The sequence below is a fragment of the Streptomyces sp. NPDC045678 genome (genome assembly GCF_056432085.1).
In genome coordinates, this window is record NZ_JBWKJS010000008.1 from 354,852 (window position 1) to 369,304 (window position 14,453).

Annotated in this window: 15 protein-coding genes; 4 read left to right on the top strand and 11 right to left on the bottom strand. The window is 71.5% G+C overall.

All coding sequences use genetic code 11. The annotated features are described in order from the left end of the window. Positions 1-226 precede the first annotated feature (226 nt). Positions 227-3,379, top strand: a complete 3,153-nt coding sequence (locus AC07DO_RS28240) for a DUF6531 domain-containing protein (RefSeq protein ID WP_479063514.1) — start codon at positions 227-229, stop codon at positions 3,377-3,379. A gap of 17 nt (positions 3,380-3,396) precedes the next feature. Next, positions 3,397-3,765, top strand: coding sequence for a hypothetical protein (locus AC07DO_RS28245; protein ID WP_479063515.1), 369 nt, complete (start codon positions 3,397-3,399; stop codon positions 3,763-3,765). Positions 3,766-3,780: 15 nt separating this feature from the next. Here the strand turns inward: AC07DO_RS28245 and AC07DO_RS28250 are convergent, their stop codons facing one another. From AC07DO_RS28250 to AC07DO_RS28290, 9 genes are all read right to left on the bottom strand, one after another. After that, positions 3,781-4,245, bottom strand: a complete 465-nt coding sequence (locus AC07DO_RS28250) for a TadE/TadG family type IV pilus assembly protein (protein WP_479063516.1) — start codon at positions 4,243-4,245, stop codon at positions 3,781-3,783. After that, on the bottom strand, positions 4,242-4,664 hold the full coding sequence (locus AC07DO_RS28255; RefSeq protein WP_479063517.1) for a TadE/TadG family type IV pilus assembly protein: 423 nt from the start codon (positions 4,662-4,664) through the stop codon (positions 4,242-4,244). The genes AC07DO_RS28250 and AC07DO_RS28255 overlap by 4 nt, the downstream gene beginning before the upstream one ends. Continuing rightward, positions 4,664-5,041 (bottom strand): TadE family protein, encoded by a 378-nt coding sequence (locus AC07DO_RS28260; RefSeq protein WP_479063518.1) that lies wholly within the window; start codon positions 5,039-5,041, stop codon positions 4,664-4,666. The genes AC07DO_RS28255 and AC07DO_RS28260 overlap by 1 nt, the downstream gene beginning before the upstream one ends. A 119-nt stretch (positions 5,042-5,160) precedes the next feature. Beyond that, positions 5,161-5,406, bottom strand: a complete 246-nt coding sequence (locus tag AC07DO_RS28265) for a hypothetical protein (protein WP_150185664.1) — start codon at positions 5,404-5,406, stop codon at positions 5,161-5,163. 85 nt (positions 5,407-5,491) lie between these two features. Continuing rightward, positions 5,492-6,421: a type II secretion system F family protein gene (locus AC07DO_RS28270; RefSeq protein WP_479063519.1), complete on the bottom strand. Its 930-nt coding sequence runs from the start codon at positions 6,419-6,421 to the stop codon at positions 5,492-5,494. Next, positions 6,418-7,479, bottom strand: a complete 1,062-nt coding sequence (locus AC07DO_RS28275; RefSeq protein WP_479063520.1) for a type II secretion system F family protein — start codon at positions 7,477-7,479, stop codon at positions 6,418-6,420. Before AC07DO_RS28275 ends, AC07DO_RS28270 begins: the two co-directional genes overlap by 4 nt. Positions 7,480-7,486: 7 nt before the next feature. Then, complete coding sequence (locus AC07DO_RS28280; RefSeq protein WP_479063521.1) at positions 7,487-8,797, bottom strand: CpaF family protein; 1,311 nt, start codon at positions 8,795-8,797, stop codon at positions 7,487-7,489. Beyond that, positions 8,794-9,630 carry a hypothetical protein gene (locus AC07DO_RS28285; protein WP_479063522.1) on the bottom strand — a complete coding sequence of 279 codons (837 nt, stop codon included), beginning with the start codon at positions 9,628-9,630 and terminating at the stop codon, positions 8,794-8,796. Before AC07DO_RS28285 ends, AC07DO_RS28280 begins: the two co-directional genes overlap by 4 nt. A 17-nt stretch (positions 9,631-9,647) precedes the next feature. Beyond that, positions 9,648-10,367, bottom strand: coding sequence for a hypothetical protein (locus AC07DO_RS28290; RefSeq protein WP_479063523.1), 720 nt, complete (start codon positions 10,365-10,367; stop codon positions 9,648-9,650). A 350-nt stretch (positions 10,368-10,717) separates the two neighbouring features. Between AC07DO_RS28290 and AC07DO_RS28295 the strand changes: the two genes are divergently transcribed. Both AC07DO_RS28295 and AC07DO_RS28300 read left to right on the top strand, forming a co-directional pair. Next, positions 10,718-11,686 (top strand): hypothetical protein, encoded by a 969-nt coding sequence (locus tag AC07DO_RS28295; RefSeq protein WP_479063524.1) that lies wholly within the window; start codon positions 10,718-10,720, stop codon positions 11,684-11,686. Positions 11,687-11,869: 183 nt separating this feature from the next. Further along, complete coding sequence (locus AC07DO_RS28300; RefSeq protein ID WP_479063525.1) at positions 11,870-12,784, top strand: S1 family peptidase; 915 nt, start codon at positions 11,870-11,872, stop codon at positions 12,782-12,784. A gap of 109 nt (positions 12,785-12,893) precedes the next feature. On the opposite strand, the gene AC07DO_RS28305 is transcribed toward AC07DO_RS28300, so the two are convergent. Then, on the bottom strand, positions 12,894-13,535 hold the full coding sequence (locus AC07DO_RS28305) for a hypothetical protein (protein WP_479063526.1): 642 nt from the start codon (positions 13,533-13,535) through the stop codon (positions 12,894-12,896). A gap of 72 nt (positions 13,536-13,607) precedes the next feature. Then, positions 13,608-14,219 carry a DinB family protein gene (locus AC07DO_RS28310; RefSeq protein ID WP_479063527.1) on the bottom strand — a complete coding sequence of 204 codons (612 nt, stop codon included), beginning with the start codon at positions 14,217-14,219 and terminating at the stop codon, positions 13,608-13,610. Positions 14,220-14,453: the final 234 nt, after the last annotated feature.

Consider the following 14,453-nt stretch of genomic DNA (forward strand, 5'->3'; position numbering starts at 1 on the left):
CCGGGCGCCGGGCCGTCGGCCCGCTTCCTCCCGCCGCACCCGATAGGCCCGTTTCCCACGTGGGGCGGGTGTGCGGCCCGCGGACCGCGCTGAGCTCGCGGTTGTACGGATCGGGGGTCCCCGTCACAGTTCCGGTACGGATCCGCGGCCCACGTCGGCCATGAGCCGATACTGGGCACGCGAAGGATCAGGCCGACCTGGCCAGACTCGGAAAGGGGCTCAGGGTTTGAAGGACGGGCTCAAGGGGTTCAAGTCGGCCCGTACCGCCGTCGAGGACGGGGAGCGAGGCGCGTACGACCGCGTCAAGAGCAAGGTCAAGAGCCGCGGCGACTCGGTCGACGTCGCCACAGGCCAGATGTTCCTGGAGGAGACGGACCTCTCGCTGCCCGGCACGCTGCCGCTGGACTTCACCCGGCGGGCCGCCTCGGGATACCGGTGCGGCGGCTGGTTCGGGCCGACGTGGACCTCCACGATCGACCAGCGCCTCGAAGTCGACGAGGACGGGATCGTGTTCGTGACGGAGGACGGCATGCTCCTCACGTACCCGCACCCCGCGGGGCGGGACGCCGCGGACGCACCGCCCACACCCGCGGCGGCGCCCGCGGAACTCGTACTTCCCGAGTCCGGCCCCCGTCGGCCCCTCAAGCGCCTCGCCGACGGCGGCTACCGCGTGACCGACCCGGTCACCGGCATCGCCCGCCGCTTCGCCGCGCCCCGCGAGGACGATGGCGTGGCCCTGCTGACCATGATCTCGGACCGCAACCGCAACACCGTCGACTTCGACTACGACGCGGCGGGCACCCCGCGGGCGATCCTCCACAGCGGCGGCTACTACGTGACGCTGACCGTCGAGGACGGCCGCGTCACCATGCTCAGCGTGGCGGGCGGGGCCGCGGACGGCAGCGGCGACGACCTCGTCGTCAAGCGGTACGGCTACACGGACGGCAACCTCACCGCCGTCACCAACTCCTCCGGTCTGCCGACGCGGTTCACGTACGACGAGCGGCTGCGCCTCACGGTGCGGGAGGACACGAACAACAGCCGTCGCACGTACGCGTACGACGACCGGGACCGCTGCGTCGCCCAGCGGGGCATGGCCGGGCACATGGCCCACACCTTCGCCTACGACGTGCCCGACCCCGCCCGGCCCGGCTGCCGCGTCACCGAGGTCACCACGGCCGCGGGCGCCACCTCCCGCTTCGCCGTCGACGAGCACTGCCTGGTCGTCGCCGAGACCGACCCGCTCGGCGCCACGGTCACGACCACGTACGACGCGCTGCACCACGTCGCCGCCACGACCGACCCGCTCGGGCGCACCACGGCCTACGTCAACAACGAACTGGGCCGGCCCACCGAGGTGACCCGGCCCGACGGCGCCGTCGTCCGCGTCGCCTACAACGACCTGAACCTGAAGACGGTCGTCGACCTGCCCGACGGCACCAACTGGCGGTACACGTACGACGAGCGCGGCAACTGCACGTCGGTCACCGATCCGTCCGGCGTGACCGTCCACCACGCCTACACGCCCGCGGGGCACCCCCTCTCGGTCACCGACGGGGCCGGCGGCACGACCACCGTGCGGTGCGACGGCGCGGGCCTGCCCCTCAAGGTCACGGACCCGCTGGGCGCCGTCACGGTCTGGGAGAGGGACGCCCTGGGACGGCCCACGGCCCTCACCGACCCGCTGGGGCACACCACCCGACTCGCGTGGTCGACGGAGGGCCGGCTCGTCCGGCGCGCCGCTCCGGACGGCGCGGTGGAGTCCTGGACGTACGACGGCGAGGGAAACCGCATCGGCCACACCGATCAGCTGGGCCAGGTCTCGTCGTCCGAGTACACCCACTTCGACCTGCTCGCCGCCCGCGTCGGCACGGACGGGGCCCGCCACCACTTCGACTACGACGCGTCCCTGCGCCTCACCCGGGTCGACAACCCGCAGGGGCTGTCCTGGACGTACGAGCACGACGCCGCGGGCCGTCTGATCGCGGAGACGGACTTCGACGGCCGCACCCTGTCCTACGCGTACGACGCCGCGGGCCGCGTCGTGACCCGCACGAACGCGGTCGGCGATGTGCTCTCGTTCGCCTACGACGCGCTGGACCGGCTCGTCCGCAAGGAGTCCGCCGAGGCGGTCACCACCTTCGCGTACGACCGGTGCGGCAACTTGGTCGAAGCCGCCGGTCCCGACTGCCGGCTCACTCTGGAGCGGGACGGTTCCGGGCGCCTGCTCTCCGAGACGGTCGACGGCCGCGGGCCCCTCACGTACGCGTACGACGCGGCGGGCCGACGTACGGGACGCACGACTCCCACGGGGGCGACCAGCAGCTGGACGTACGACGCGGCGGGCAACCGGACGCGGCTCACCGCCCCCGGCGGCAGGACCGTGGACTTCGAGCGGGACGCGGTGGGCAGGCGGATCACCACCACGGCCTCCCCCGGACCCGGCGCCGGCGCTCGGGTGACCCTGGAGTGCGCCTACGACGAAGTCGGCCGCCTCACCGCCCAGACGGTGACGGCACCGGACGGCAGCCCGGTCCAGCACCGCGCCTACACCTACCGCGCCGACGGAGCCCTCACCGCCCTCGACGACCATCTCTCCGGAGGACGCCACTTCGAACTCGACCCGGCGGGCCGGGTGACGGCCGTGTACGCCCACAACTGGACGGAGACGTACGCCTACGACCTCGCGGGCAACCAGACGCACGCCACCTGGCCGGACAGCCACCCCGGCCACGAGTCCACGGGCCCGCGGGAGTACGCGGGAACACTCCTCACGCGCGCAGGAAGCACTCGCTACGAACACGACGCGCTCGGCCGCGTCGTCCTACGAAGGAAGGCCGGGCTGTACTGGCGGTACACGTGGGACGCGGAAGACCGGCTCACGTCGGTGATCACTCCGGACGGGACACGCTGGCGCTACACGTACGACCCGCTCGGCCGACGCGTATCGAAGCAGCGGCTCGGGCCCGACGGCGAGACGGTGGACGAGCGGACCGACTTCACCTGGGACGGCACGACGCTCTGCGAACAGACCACGACGGCCCGGAACCTACCGCACCCGGTGACTCTGACCTGGGACCACGAGGGCGACCACCCCCTCGCCCAGACGGAGCGCATCCACACGGTCGACTCCCGCTCCTTCACGCTCGTCACCGATCTGACCGGCACACCCACGGAACTCGTCGACGACCGCGGCACCGTCACATGGCGGACCCGCAGCACGCTCTGGGGAACGACCGCATGGCCGGCGAACAGCACGGCGTACACCCCCCTGCGTTCCCCCGGCCAGTACTTCGACCCGGAATCGGGCCTGCACTACAACGGCTCCCGCTACTACGACCCGGAAACCGGCCGGCACCTAAGCTGTTCGGGCACCTGAGGGAGGGGACAACAACCATGGGCGCCAAGGGCAAGAGCGACCTCTCGATTCCGCTCACCGATCTCGAGGACTACGGCAGCAGGCTGCGCTCCATCAAGACCCGTATGAACCGCACGAAGAAGACATTCGAGTCCTACAAGGACGACATCGGTGACGGCGGCGTCTACGACTCGCTGGACGACTTCGAGTCCAACTGGGAGGACGGTCGCGAGGACATCGGCCAGCAGCTGGACCAGCTCGCCGATCTGTCCGACGCGGTGGTCCGCGAGTTCAAGAAGCTTGAGGACGACCTGACCAAGAAGATCAACGACGCGGTCAAGGAGCAAGAGGGGAAGGGTGGAAAGGACGGAAAGGGCGGAAAGGGCGGCGGCGACAAGAAGGCGTGAGGGGGATCCCGCGCCTCAGCCCACCTCGTTCTCCGCCACGGCCCGCCCCTTCACCGTCACGTCGCCGCCGTAGAACATCCCGGTGAACACCGGGCTGTACGTCATCTGGACCTCGACCTCGACCTGCTGCGGGTTCGCCGTCACGCAGTGCGTGTTGGCCACGTCCGCGCCCTTGAGGCCAGCCTCCGCCACGTACGCCGCCACCCGCGCGTCGCAGTTCTCGAAGTTGATGGGGGCGCCCTTGACGCCCTCGTAGATGCCTTCGAGGTCCAGGTCCTGTGCCGCGTAGCGCGCCGCCTGTTCCGCGATGTCCGCGGCGCGTTCCCGCTTGGAGATGGACAGGCCGCCGTCGATGACGAACGCCGCGAGCGCGAGGAAGACGATCGCGAAGATGATGACCGCGCCGGCGCCCGAGCCACGGTCGTCGAGGCGGGTGCGGCGGGACGCGATCCAGTCGCGTACGGCGGTGCGGCGCGTCACGCCTGCCTCCGGTACGGGTCCAGCGGGGAGCTGAAGGTGGCCTCCAGCGTCGTCGGGATGTCCAGGCCCAGCATGGCGAGTCCCCTGACCTCGCAGCTGACCTCGACGGTGAAGAACGGGTCGACGTCCTCGTCGAACCCCTCGCTCTTCTGGACGACCTCGACCGGGCCCGAGCAGACGTCCGCCAGGTCGGCCCGTGCCGCCTTGCGCGCTTCCGCGAGCGCCGTGCCGTGTTCCTTCTGGATGGAGCCCGCGCGTGCGGCGTCGCGTGCGGCGCCGTCGATGGCTCCCCGGCCGTCGACGAGCTGGCCGAAGGCCACCAGGACCAGGATCAGGAGGATCATCACCGGGGCCAGGATCACCACTTCGACCGTGGAGAGTCCCCGGTCGTCGCGCAGGCGAAGGCCTGTGTTCCGCATCAGCCGTTGTCCTCCACGAACCGCTCGACGGGGCCCGCCGACCGCGCGTGCACGTCCAGGTCGAGGCCCGGGAAGACCGTGGGGACCCGTGCCGTGATCTCCACGCCGACCGTGTTCTGCTCCGGCTGGATCGTCTTCACGTCCGGGCCGAGCACGAGCTTCGGTCCGAGCTGGCGGATGTACGCGTCGGCCACGTCACGTGCCTCGCCCCGCCAGCCGCCCGCGTTCTCGTCGGCCGTGGCACGGGCCGTGCGCGCGCCCGCCTGCGCCGCCGCCTGGGCGACGTGGTCCGCGAAGAAGTACAGGGCGAACTGCACCGTCGCGAAGATCATGAAGAACAGCACCGGGGTGAGCAGCACGAACTCGATCGCGGTCATGCCGGATTCACCGCGGGCGGAGGCGGCCTCCACCCTGCGGCGCACGAATCCACGCAGTCCCCGCGATCTCTGCACTCGAACCCCGTCGTCTCCCACGATGCGATGCCGTGAACGGCCGGTCAGCAGGTGCTGCCCGCGTCCGCGCCCTTGATGCAGTCGCTGACCTTGTCCGCGCCGCCCTTCAGCGCCGCGTTGATGACCGCGGCGACCACGCCGACGATCGCCACGACGACCGCCGAGATGATGACCCACTCGACCGCGGACGCGCCGCGGTCGAGCTCGCCGGAGCGGGCGCGCTCCACGCGGCCCTTGAGGAAGGCCACGAGGAAGTCGACAGCCGGGTGACTGAAGTTCCGTCCGTTCATGATGAGTAGTCCTCTCAGAGTGGGTGGGGGGAAGAAGCGCCGGCCCCCGTTGTCGCCGGCGCCACCTGGTCCTGGCACACGCGCGTCAGACCTGGAACACGCGCATCGCCGCCGGGAAGATGAGGAAGACCAGGAAGCCCGCGCACAGAAGCAGCTGCGCGACCAGCATCGACTGGGATTTCTCGCCCGCACTGCCCTCGATCTCGGCCAGTTCGCGGTGTCGCATCGTCTCGGCGCGGGAGGCGAGGGACTCGCGCACCTTCGCGCCGTCGTCCGCCACCAGCGCCAGGGACGCCGACAGGTCCTTCAGCTCTTCGACGCCGAGTTCCTCGCCGAGCGAGCCGAGGGCCTGCCACTGGCTGACGCCGGTGATGCGGGCGTCGGCCAGAGCGCTCCGGATGCGTTGCGTCGCCCATCCGTCGGAGACCTCCGCCGCCGCCATGAGCGCCTCGGGGAGACCGCGGCCGCCCGCGAGGCTCATCGACACCAGGTCCAGATAGGCGCCGATGACGCGGCGCAGGTCGCGCCGCTTGTCCGCCGCGTCCCTGCGTACTTCCAGGTCCGGCAGGAAGAAGAAGAGCGCGCCGAACATCAGCGCCAGCCACACCGGGATGATCGGGCTGCGGCCGACGCCGAGCGTGTAGATCACGGCGAAGAGGAACGGGCCGAAGAACACGCCGGCCGCGGCGAGCAGCACCTTCGTCGCCAGGAACTTCTCCCAGCTGCGGTCGAGGACCGCCAGGTCCGCGCGGAGCGAGCGCTGTTCCCAGCCCTGCTGGAGGTAGAACTCGGCGACCCGCTGGCCCACGCGGCCGCGCATCGTGCCGAGCCGGCCGGGCTTCTCGGTGTCCGTGGTGGCCCGCTGCGACTCGTAGGCCGCGCCGCGCGCCCGCATCGCGTCGATGCGCGCGACGGTCGCGACCGCGCTGCGCTTCGACGGCATCAGGGCGCGGATGAGGACGAAGACGCCGAGGCCGAGGATCGCGCCGATCACTACCGGCATGGTCAGGCTCATCGTCGTACCCCCTCGGACGGGTTGGTGTAGCCCGGCAGGGTCTGCGGGGCGGCGCCGGGGCGGCCGAACTGCGGTGCCTGCTCGGGGCCGCCGGGCACGGGTGCGCCGCCGGGCCCCCGGGGGCGTACGAACTGGACGCCCGGCTCGTCCTTGACCAGGAAGCGGTCCGGGGTCTCCACCGTCGACAGCTTCCGCAGCCACCAGAAGCCGAGCGCGAACAGGGCGCACACCATGGCGAGGACGAGCTGGCCGACGGGCGTGCCGTACGGCTCGACGAACTCGCGGTTGAAGATGGAGAGGCCGAGCACGAAGGCGATGGAGACGGCGACCACGATCTGCACCGAGCGGCGGGTCGAGGCGCGCTGCGCCATGACGCGCTGGCGCATGTCGACCTCCTCGCGCGCCGACTTGGCGAGCGCGCCGAGGACCTGGCGCAGGCCGGGGCCGCGCAGCTTGGCGTTGAGGATCAGGGCGGCGACGATGATGTCGGCCGAGGCGTCGTCGATCTCGTCGGCCAGTATCTGGAGGGCCTCGGGGAGCGGGGTGCGCGCGCGGAGGCGGTCCACGAGCGCGTCCAGGTGGGGGCGGAGCACCGGGGCTGCGGCCCGCGCGGACGCGGGGATCGCCTGTTCCAGGCCGACCGCGCCCGCGATGGTGTCGCGCAGCGACTCCGTCCAGGCGGCGAGTGCCTCGACCCGCTTCATCTGCGCGCGCTCCTCGGCGGCGCCGCCGAACAGCTTGTCCCAGAAGAAGACGAGGATGCCGGCCGCGATGCCCGCGACGGCCCAGCGGGTGAGGAGCAGCACGACCAGGCCCACGCCGATGGCGGCGGAGCCGCGCCGGCCCACGAAGCGGACCAGTTCGCCCGCGCGCTCGCTCGCCCGGTGCTTCTCGTGCTCGGGCTTGGCGGGCAGGCCGCGGATCGCGACGGCGAGCAGCGCGAGGCCGCCGCCCGCGGCGACGCCGCAGCCCAGTGCGTACAGGACGGGCAGCGAGAAGACGCCGCCCATGGAGCCGAGACCGTCGAGAGCGGCCAGTGAGTTCATGTCGTGCTTCATGTCGTGCTCACCCCCATTGCCCGGCGGGGCGGTAGCCGAACGCGGCCAGCTCGTCCATGCAGGCGATCGGCGCGTGGGCGACGACCCGCCCGTCGGGGGCCTCCGCGAAGACCTCGCTGGACAGGACGCGGCCGTCGACGCCGTTGACCTCGCGGACGGAGGTCACCATGCGCTGGAGCTTGCCGCCGGACTGGTAGTTGTTGCGCCGCTGGATGAAGACGACGAAGTTGACGGCGCCCGCGACGAGCATCTGGCTCGCTTCGATGGGGAGCCGTTCGGAGGCCTGCAGCGCGTACGTCGAGATGCGGTTGAAGACCTCGCTGGAGCTGTTGGCGTGGATCGTGGAGAGCGAGCCGTCGTTGCCCTGCGACATCGCGTTGAGCATGGTCACGATCTCGTCGCCGAGGACCTCACCGACGATGACGCGGGAGGGGTTCATGCGCAGGGACCGGCGCACCAGTTCCGCCATCGAGATCTCGCCCTGGCCCTCGGAGTTGGGCAGGCGCTCCTCGAACGCGACGACGTTGGGGTGCAGGTCGGCGAACTGGTCGAGGCCGAGCTCCAGAGCGCGTTCGACGGTGACGAGGCGCTCGTGCGGCGGGATCTCGTTGGCGAGGGCGCGCAGCAGCGTCGTCTTTCCCGCGTTGGTCGCGCCCGCGATCATGATGTTCTTGCGGGCGCGGACGGCGCAGGCGAGGAAGTGGCCGATCTCGGGGGTCAGGGTGCCGTTCCCGACGAGGTCCGACATGAAGACCTTGCCCATGCGGGCGCGGCGGATGGACAGCGCCGGGCGGCGTGTGACGTCCATGACCGCCGAGAGGCGCGAGCCGTCGGGCAGGCGCAGGTCGAGCTGCGGGTTGGCGGAGTCGAAGGGGCGGGACGACAGGCCGGAGTACGCGCCGAGGACCTGGATGAGCTCGACGAGCTCCTCGTCGGTCTCGGCGACCGGGTCGGCCTTGGCCTCGCGGCCGTCGGCGTATCCGACGAAGACCTGGTCGCAGCCGTTGATGTCGATGTTCTCGACCTCGGGGTCGTCGAGCAGCGGCTGGAGCCGTCCGACGCCGAAGAGCGCGGCGTGCACGGCGGCCGCGTACTGCTCCTCGGTCTCCGCGTCGAGGGGGGTGCGCCCGGCGTTGATCTCCGTGCGCGCGTGCTCCTCGAGGATCTGCGCGATGACGGCGCGGGCGTAGTGCCGCTCGTCCTCGCCCGACATCGGGGTGACGCCGGAGACCTGGTCGAGGCGGCGCTGCTCGGCGATGCGGTCACCGGCGTCCTGCCGGAACCGCTTGACGAGCTGGTGATCGACGGGTGCGCTCATCGGCCCGTCCCGGGCTGCTGCGCGACGGGGTTGGTCCAGGCGGCGCCGTACTGCTGGTACAGGTCGACGGTCACCTTGCGCGCGGAGCGGATGAGCAGCGACTTGTCGAGCCGGCCGCGGCGGCGCCCGGCCAGCTGGTCGGAGCCCGCGGGGTCGTCGGCGAGGGTGCCCACGACGCGCGCGCCGGTCTGCGCGGCCATCAGCATGTCGTTGACCTGGTGGACGAGTTTCGCGGAGGTCGAGGGGTCGGCGATCAGGAGTACGCCGATGAGGGGCTGCGCCAGGGACGCCGCACCGCGCGGGCCGCCGTGCAGCTTGGTGGCGAGGGCCGCGGCGCGGTCGCGGACGCGCGCGATGGCCTCGGGCTCGGTGCGCGAGACGAGCAGCACGAGCGCCGCGTGCGGGAACAGCTCGACGGCCGGTCCGTCGCCGCTGATCCGGCCGCAGTCCGCTATCACGTCGGCGGGCGCGTTCGGGGAGTCGGCGAGCTGCGAGAAGGCGCGGCCGAGGGTGGGCCAGAGCCCCGCGAGACCCGCGGCCTGCTCGGCGATGCCGAGGCCGACGAGGACTTCGAGGCCGCCGCTCAGGGGCTGCGTGTGGTCCCAGAGTTGGTCGGGCACGAGGCCGCGGCGTGCGGTGGCCGCGATGGAGAGCATGCCGGTGTTGGGGTTGAGCGGCCCACCGTGCGCGGCGGCACTGCGGTAGACCAGGTCGCCGCCCGCGGGGTCGGTCTCCGCGACCAGCACGCGGCGCGGCCAGACGGCGGCGAGCGCGACGGCCGCGGTGGTGACGCCGGGCGAACCCTTGTCGGCGGCGAGAGCGATGAGCGCCATGTCTCTTGTACTCGCCTCTAGTCGGCGTCGGAGACGCGGGCGACGACGGCCTTGCCCTCGGACGCCGCGCTCGCCAGAGCCGCGGCCTCCTCCTGCGGGACGACGAGGGTGATGTTGAGGTTGCCGGTGCTCACGGTGGCGTCGCTCTTGTCCGCGACGTTGTTCACCTTGGCGTCGGCGACCAGGGGCGTGCCGCCGCTGGAGCCGGTGCCGCCGCTGGAGCCCTTGCCGGTGGAGGTGCCGGAGACGACGGGGTAGACGGCGACGGTGTCACCGTTCTTGATGTCGGAGGGGTACTGGCCCTCCTTCAGGGAGAGGCCGACGGAGGCCTTCCCCGCGGGCAGTTCGGCCTTGGCGCCGAACATCTCGCCGACGGCGACGACGCCGCCGGGGATGGTGCTCTTGGCCTTGAGCTTGGTGAGCGCGCCGCGCTGCTCGTACGGGATGTAGTTGATGGAGTCGTCCTTGGCGACCATCACGCCGGTGATGTTCACGTTCTCCTTGACGGATTCACCGGCCTGAATGGGCTTGGTCACCTTCACGACCTCGATCCGGTCGCCCGCGCGCAGCACGAGCACCGTGGCGCCGAGGGCGCCGACGAGGATGAGGAGGACGGCCAGAGCGGCAAGTGCCGGTTTGCGCTCGCGAGGCGGCGCGGGAAGGCGCTCACCGACCCCCGGCTGGGCCGGTGCGGCAGAACGGTTGTTGCCCGCCCCCGTACGCTCCTGGATCTTCACGCAACTGCTCCCCGCACACCCAAGAAGATTCGGTCAAATATCGTCATCTGCGACACTCGCGGGTTTCTCGCCCGGTCTCGGACGGGCTATTCAGCCCCAGGTCCGGTGTCAAGTCATCGCACCGTATCAGCAGCACATAAGCCCCTCAAGGCGCGTTAAAGATCGCGAACCTCACAGCTGTCATCGTTATCCACGCGCGATCCGTGCGGTCCGGTTCCGGTGTCGCCGGGAGAGCCGACGGGTGGGTTTTGTGGCGCGCGCCGACGCCTGTGCCATGATCCGTCAGCCTCGAGGGGGACGCCCCGGAGGGGCGGTCCGGTTCCCCACCCGCGAAGGGACACGACGCCACCATGGGCACCCCCACGGAACACCCGTCACTCCTCCCCATAACCCACGCAACTCTGGCCGCCGATCCGGGACTTCTGGCGGCCGCACGGGACATCGGAGCCCGGCGCGGCTTCGACTACACGGACGACACGGCGACGGCGGCCCTCCTCCGGGAGCGCCGGAAGGCGGTCCGCGGCGCGGGGAACAGCGCGCCGGCCTGGCTGGGCGCGCTGGCGGTCGTCGCCGCGGTCTGCTGGCCGCTCGCCGCCTCCGCGGTCCCGTCCCTGGCGGCACGCCCTCCGGCGGTCCGGTTCGGCCCCGCGGTCTTCTTGACGGCGCTGACGGTCTGGCTCTGGGTGCTCGTGTGGCGGCGCTGGAAGCGGGAGTTGCTGCATCCGCTGCTGGCGGGGTACCGCGAGGTGATCGGGGCGGCGGTGGCGTGCGGGGCACCGGTGACGCAGGTGCCGGACTGGCTGGTGGGCCGTTCGGACGGCGGGACGGGGAAGGGGGTGGCGCCGATCCCCTCGTACAGGGAAGTGGGGACCGCCCCGCCCGGACGCGCCCCGGCTGGGAGCACCCTTCCCGGGAACACCCCTCCCGGGAACACCCCCACCGGGAGCACCCCGGCCCGCACCCATGTCCCGATTCCGGTGAAAACAGCTGCTGTATCCCAGTACGAGGCGAGGGCGGACGAAGGCGGCTGGCACGACGAGGCGGGGTGGATCCTGCTGATCGCGGGAGGCATCGGGATCGGGTGGGGATACACGCAGCACGCCCCTGCCGGTTACCTGGCGGGCGCGCTCATCCCGCCGGCGATCGTGACGTGGCTGGCGGGCAGTCGGCAGGGAAGCGAGAAACGGGCGTTGCGCGAGGAGGCACTCGCGTACGTACGGGCTCTCGCGGCGGCACAGGCGGCCGGTGCGCAGGTCCCGGAACTCTCCCCGCAATTGCGCGAGTTGTACGCGGAGGAATCCGAGGAACAGAAGGAATGAACCCGCCGCACGCATTCTCCGTCTCTCTTTTCGGCGCGAGGGAAGCGGTACGAGATGGTTGAACAACTGAGTAAATGCGCGGCAGTTCGCAGCGGTTGACGCGGCTCTCTGGTACAGACTTTTCGCGCGCCGAGTGATTCGTCATTCCCGTCACACGGACGCACGAAAGAGACGTACCCCCCCATGAGAACCCCCCTGAAAGCCCGTCTGAAAGCCCGCCGGGAAATCGGCCTGGAAACCCCCACGCGCAAGTCCGCCGTAGCCGCCGGTATCGCCGCGACCGGCGCGGCGCTGGCGATGGTCGCCACCTCGGCCCCCGCGGCGCACGCGATCATCGGCGGCACCGAAGTGCCCAACGACGCCTACCCGTTCATGACGGCGGTCATGGAGAAGGGGCCGGGCGGCGCGCGCGACCGTCAGTTCTGCGGCGCGAGCCTGGTCACCCCCGACACGGCGGTGACGGCGGCGCACTGCCTGGTCGACGACGCGGGCAAACCGGTCAAACCGAAGTCGCTGCAGGTGGCGGTGGGCCGCACGGTCCTGTCCGCCAGGCAGGGCCAGATACGCAACATCGCCAAGGACGGCGTGGTCGTGCACCCCCGCTACCTCAAGGGCAAGGAGGCGTACGACGTCGCCTTCCTCAAGCTGGAGAAGCCGGTCCGCGGCATCTCGCCCGTGGCGCTCCCCACGCAGGGCACGGACGCGCTGATCCGCCCGGGCCAGAAGGCGACGGTCGCGGGCTGGGGCAACACGGACACGGACCTGACGCACACGCCCGACCGCCTGCGTCAGGTGAAGGTGCCGATCCTGTCCCACGCGGAGTGCAGGACGAGCTACAAGGAGTACGACGCGAAGGTCAACTTCTGCGCGGGCGTGGAGACGAAGGACTCCTGCCAGGGTGACAGCGGCGGCCCCATCTTCCGCAAGGTCCCCGGCCGCGAGGCCCCGATCCTCATCGGCGTCGTCTCCTACGGTGACGGCTGCGGCGCGCAGGGCGCCCCCGGCGTCTACACGTCGCTCAGCTCGTCGAAGCTGTGGAAGACGCTGGACGAGTCGGCGGCGGGCAAGAAGATCAAGCGGGCGATGAACCGCCGCTGACCTTCGGTCGACGTGAACGGGCGGCCCGGGGCACGCAAGGCGACAGTGCCTCGCGCCGTACCCCGGACGGTGCCCGGGCCGTGCCCCGGGCCGCCCCCCTTCCACGCTCCTACTCCGCGAAGCGGAACGTGGACGTCACCGCGTCGAAGATGTCGAAGAACGAGTCCGCGAGTTCGAGGAGCTGGCTGCTGCCGGAGACCAGGGCCACCTTGCCCTCCTGGCCGGGGACCGGGATGAAGGTCTGCATGAGGACGACGCGGATGGTGCGTTCGTCGCCGGGGACGGAGATGTCCTCGATGCCGTACGTGCGGGCCGCGAGGCCGACGCCCGGGATGTCGACCGTCTCGACCTTGCGCCACGCGTCCCCCTCGCGCTTGGCCTCGCGGACGCCGAGCTGGGCGACGATGCGGTCCGGGTCGGTGGGCAGGACGTCGCCGTCGGGGGTGCGGGCGCCGACCAGGGAGACGGTGACCGAACCCGTCACCGGCGTATCGCCGCCGAAGCTCTCCGCCATGCAGCCGCAGTACAGCGCGCCGGACTGCCACGCGTCCTTCGACGCCTTGCGCAGGAACGCCTCGAACGTCTCCCGGTGCGGGGCGAGCTCCGGGCGGGCCCGGACGCGGTCGTTGATCATCTGGCGGATGGCGGCGTCGCGGGATTCGGGGCGCACGTCGAACTCCCACCACGTCTCCGGCACCTTGATGCTGAAGCCTCCGCGCGCGATGGTCTGCGGTGCTGTGTAGCGGGCCATGGCTGGCACCCTCTCCGTCCCCCGGGTCCGACTGTTCTCCGGCCGCCAGCCTACGGGGGCGGCCTGCCGGGACTACTCCCCGGTGACTCCGTCGATCCGCTCCCTGAGCAGGTCGGCGTGCCCGTTGTGGCGGGCGTACTCCTCGATCATGTGCGTGAGGACGTAGCGCAGCGAGTACGTGTCGCCGCGGAAGTCGACGGTGTAGTCGAGGGAGCCCGCGCGGTTCAGGGCCTCCACGACGCCGCGGGAGCGGGCGCACTCCGTGTGCCACGTCTCGAACGCCTCGTCGGGGTCCGCGTCCGCCACGTCGAAGTCGGCGGGCTCACCCGGGACCCGGCCCTGCCAGTGGGCGTTCGCCGCCTCGCCGTTGAGCACGTTGCGGAACCAGGACCGCTCGACCTCCGCCAGGTGCCGGACCAGCCCCAGCAGCGACATGTCCGACGGCGGTACGGCCCGCTCCTTGAGCTGCTCGGCGGTCAGCCCCGCGCACTTCATCGCGAGGGTCTCGCGCTGGTACTGGAGGAAGGCGGTGAGCGAGGCGCGTTCGTCGGCGGCGGCGTGCGGGGGGTCGGTTCGGCGGGGGCCGGAGAGGGGGGTGAGGGGTGGGGTGGGGGTGGGGGTCGGGCTTGTGGTGGGCGTGGGGGGTGTGGCGGGCGTGGCAGGTGTGGGGGTCTCGTCGGGCATCGGGCCATCATGCCGATGCCGGGCGGACGCCGGGTGGCAAATCCGTGTTCCGACGGTGGCGGCCGGGTTGCGGCGGGAGCGGAGGCCGACCCGCGCCCCGACCGAGGCGCCCTGCGCCCTGCTCCCCCTGGTTCGTCGACCTGTCCCGCCGCCCCAGCACCCGCACGCCACCCTCACACCGCCCGCCCCGCCACCCGTGGTCCTCCGCTCGTCGCGACAGTAATGTGCGGCGAA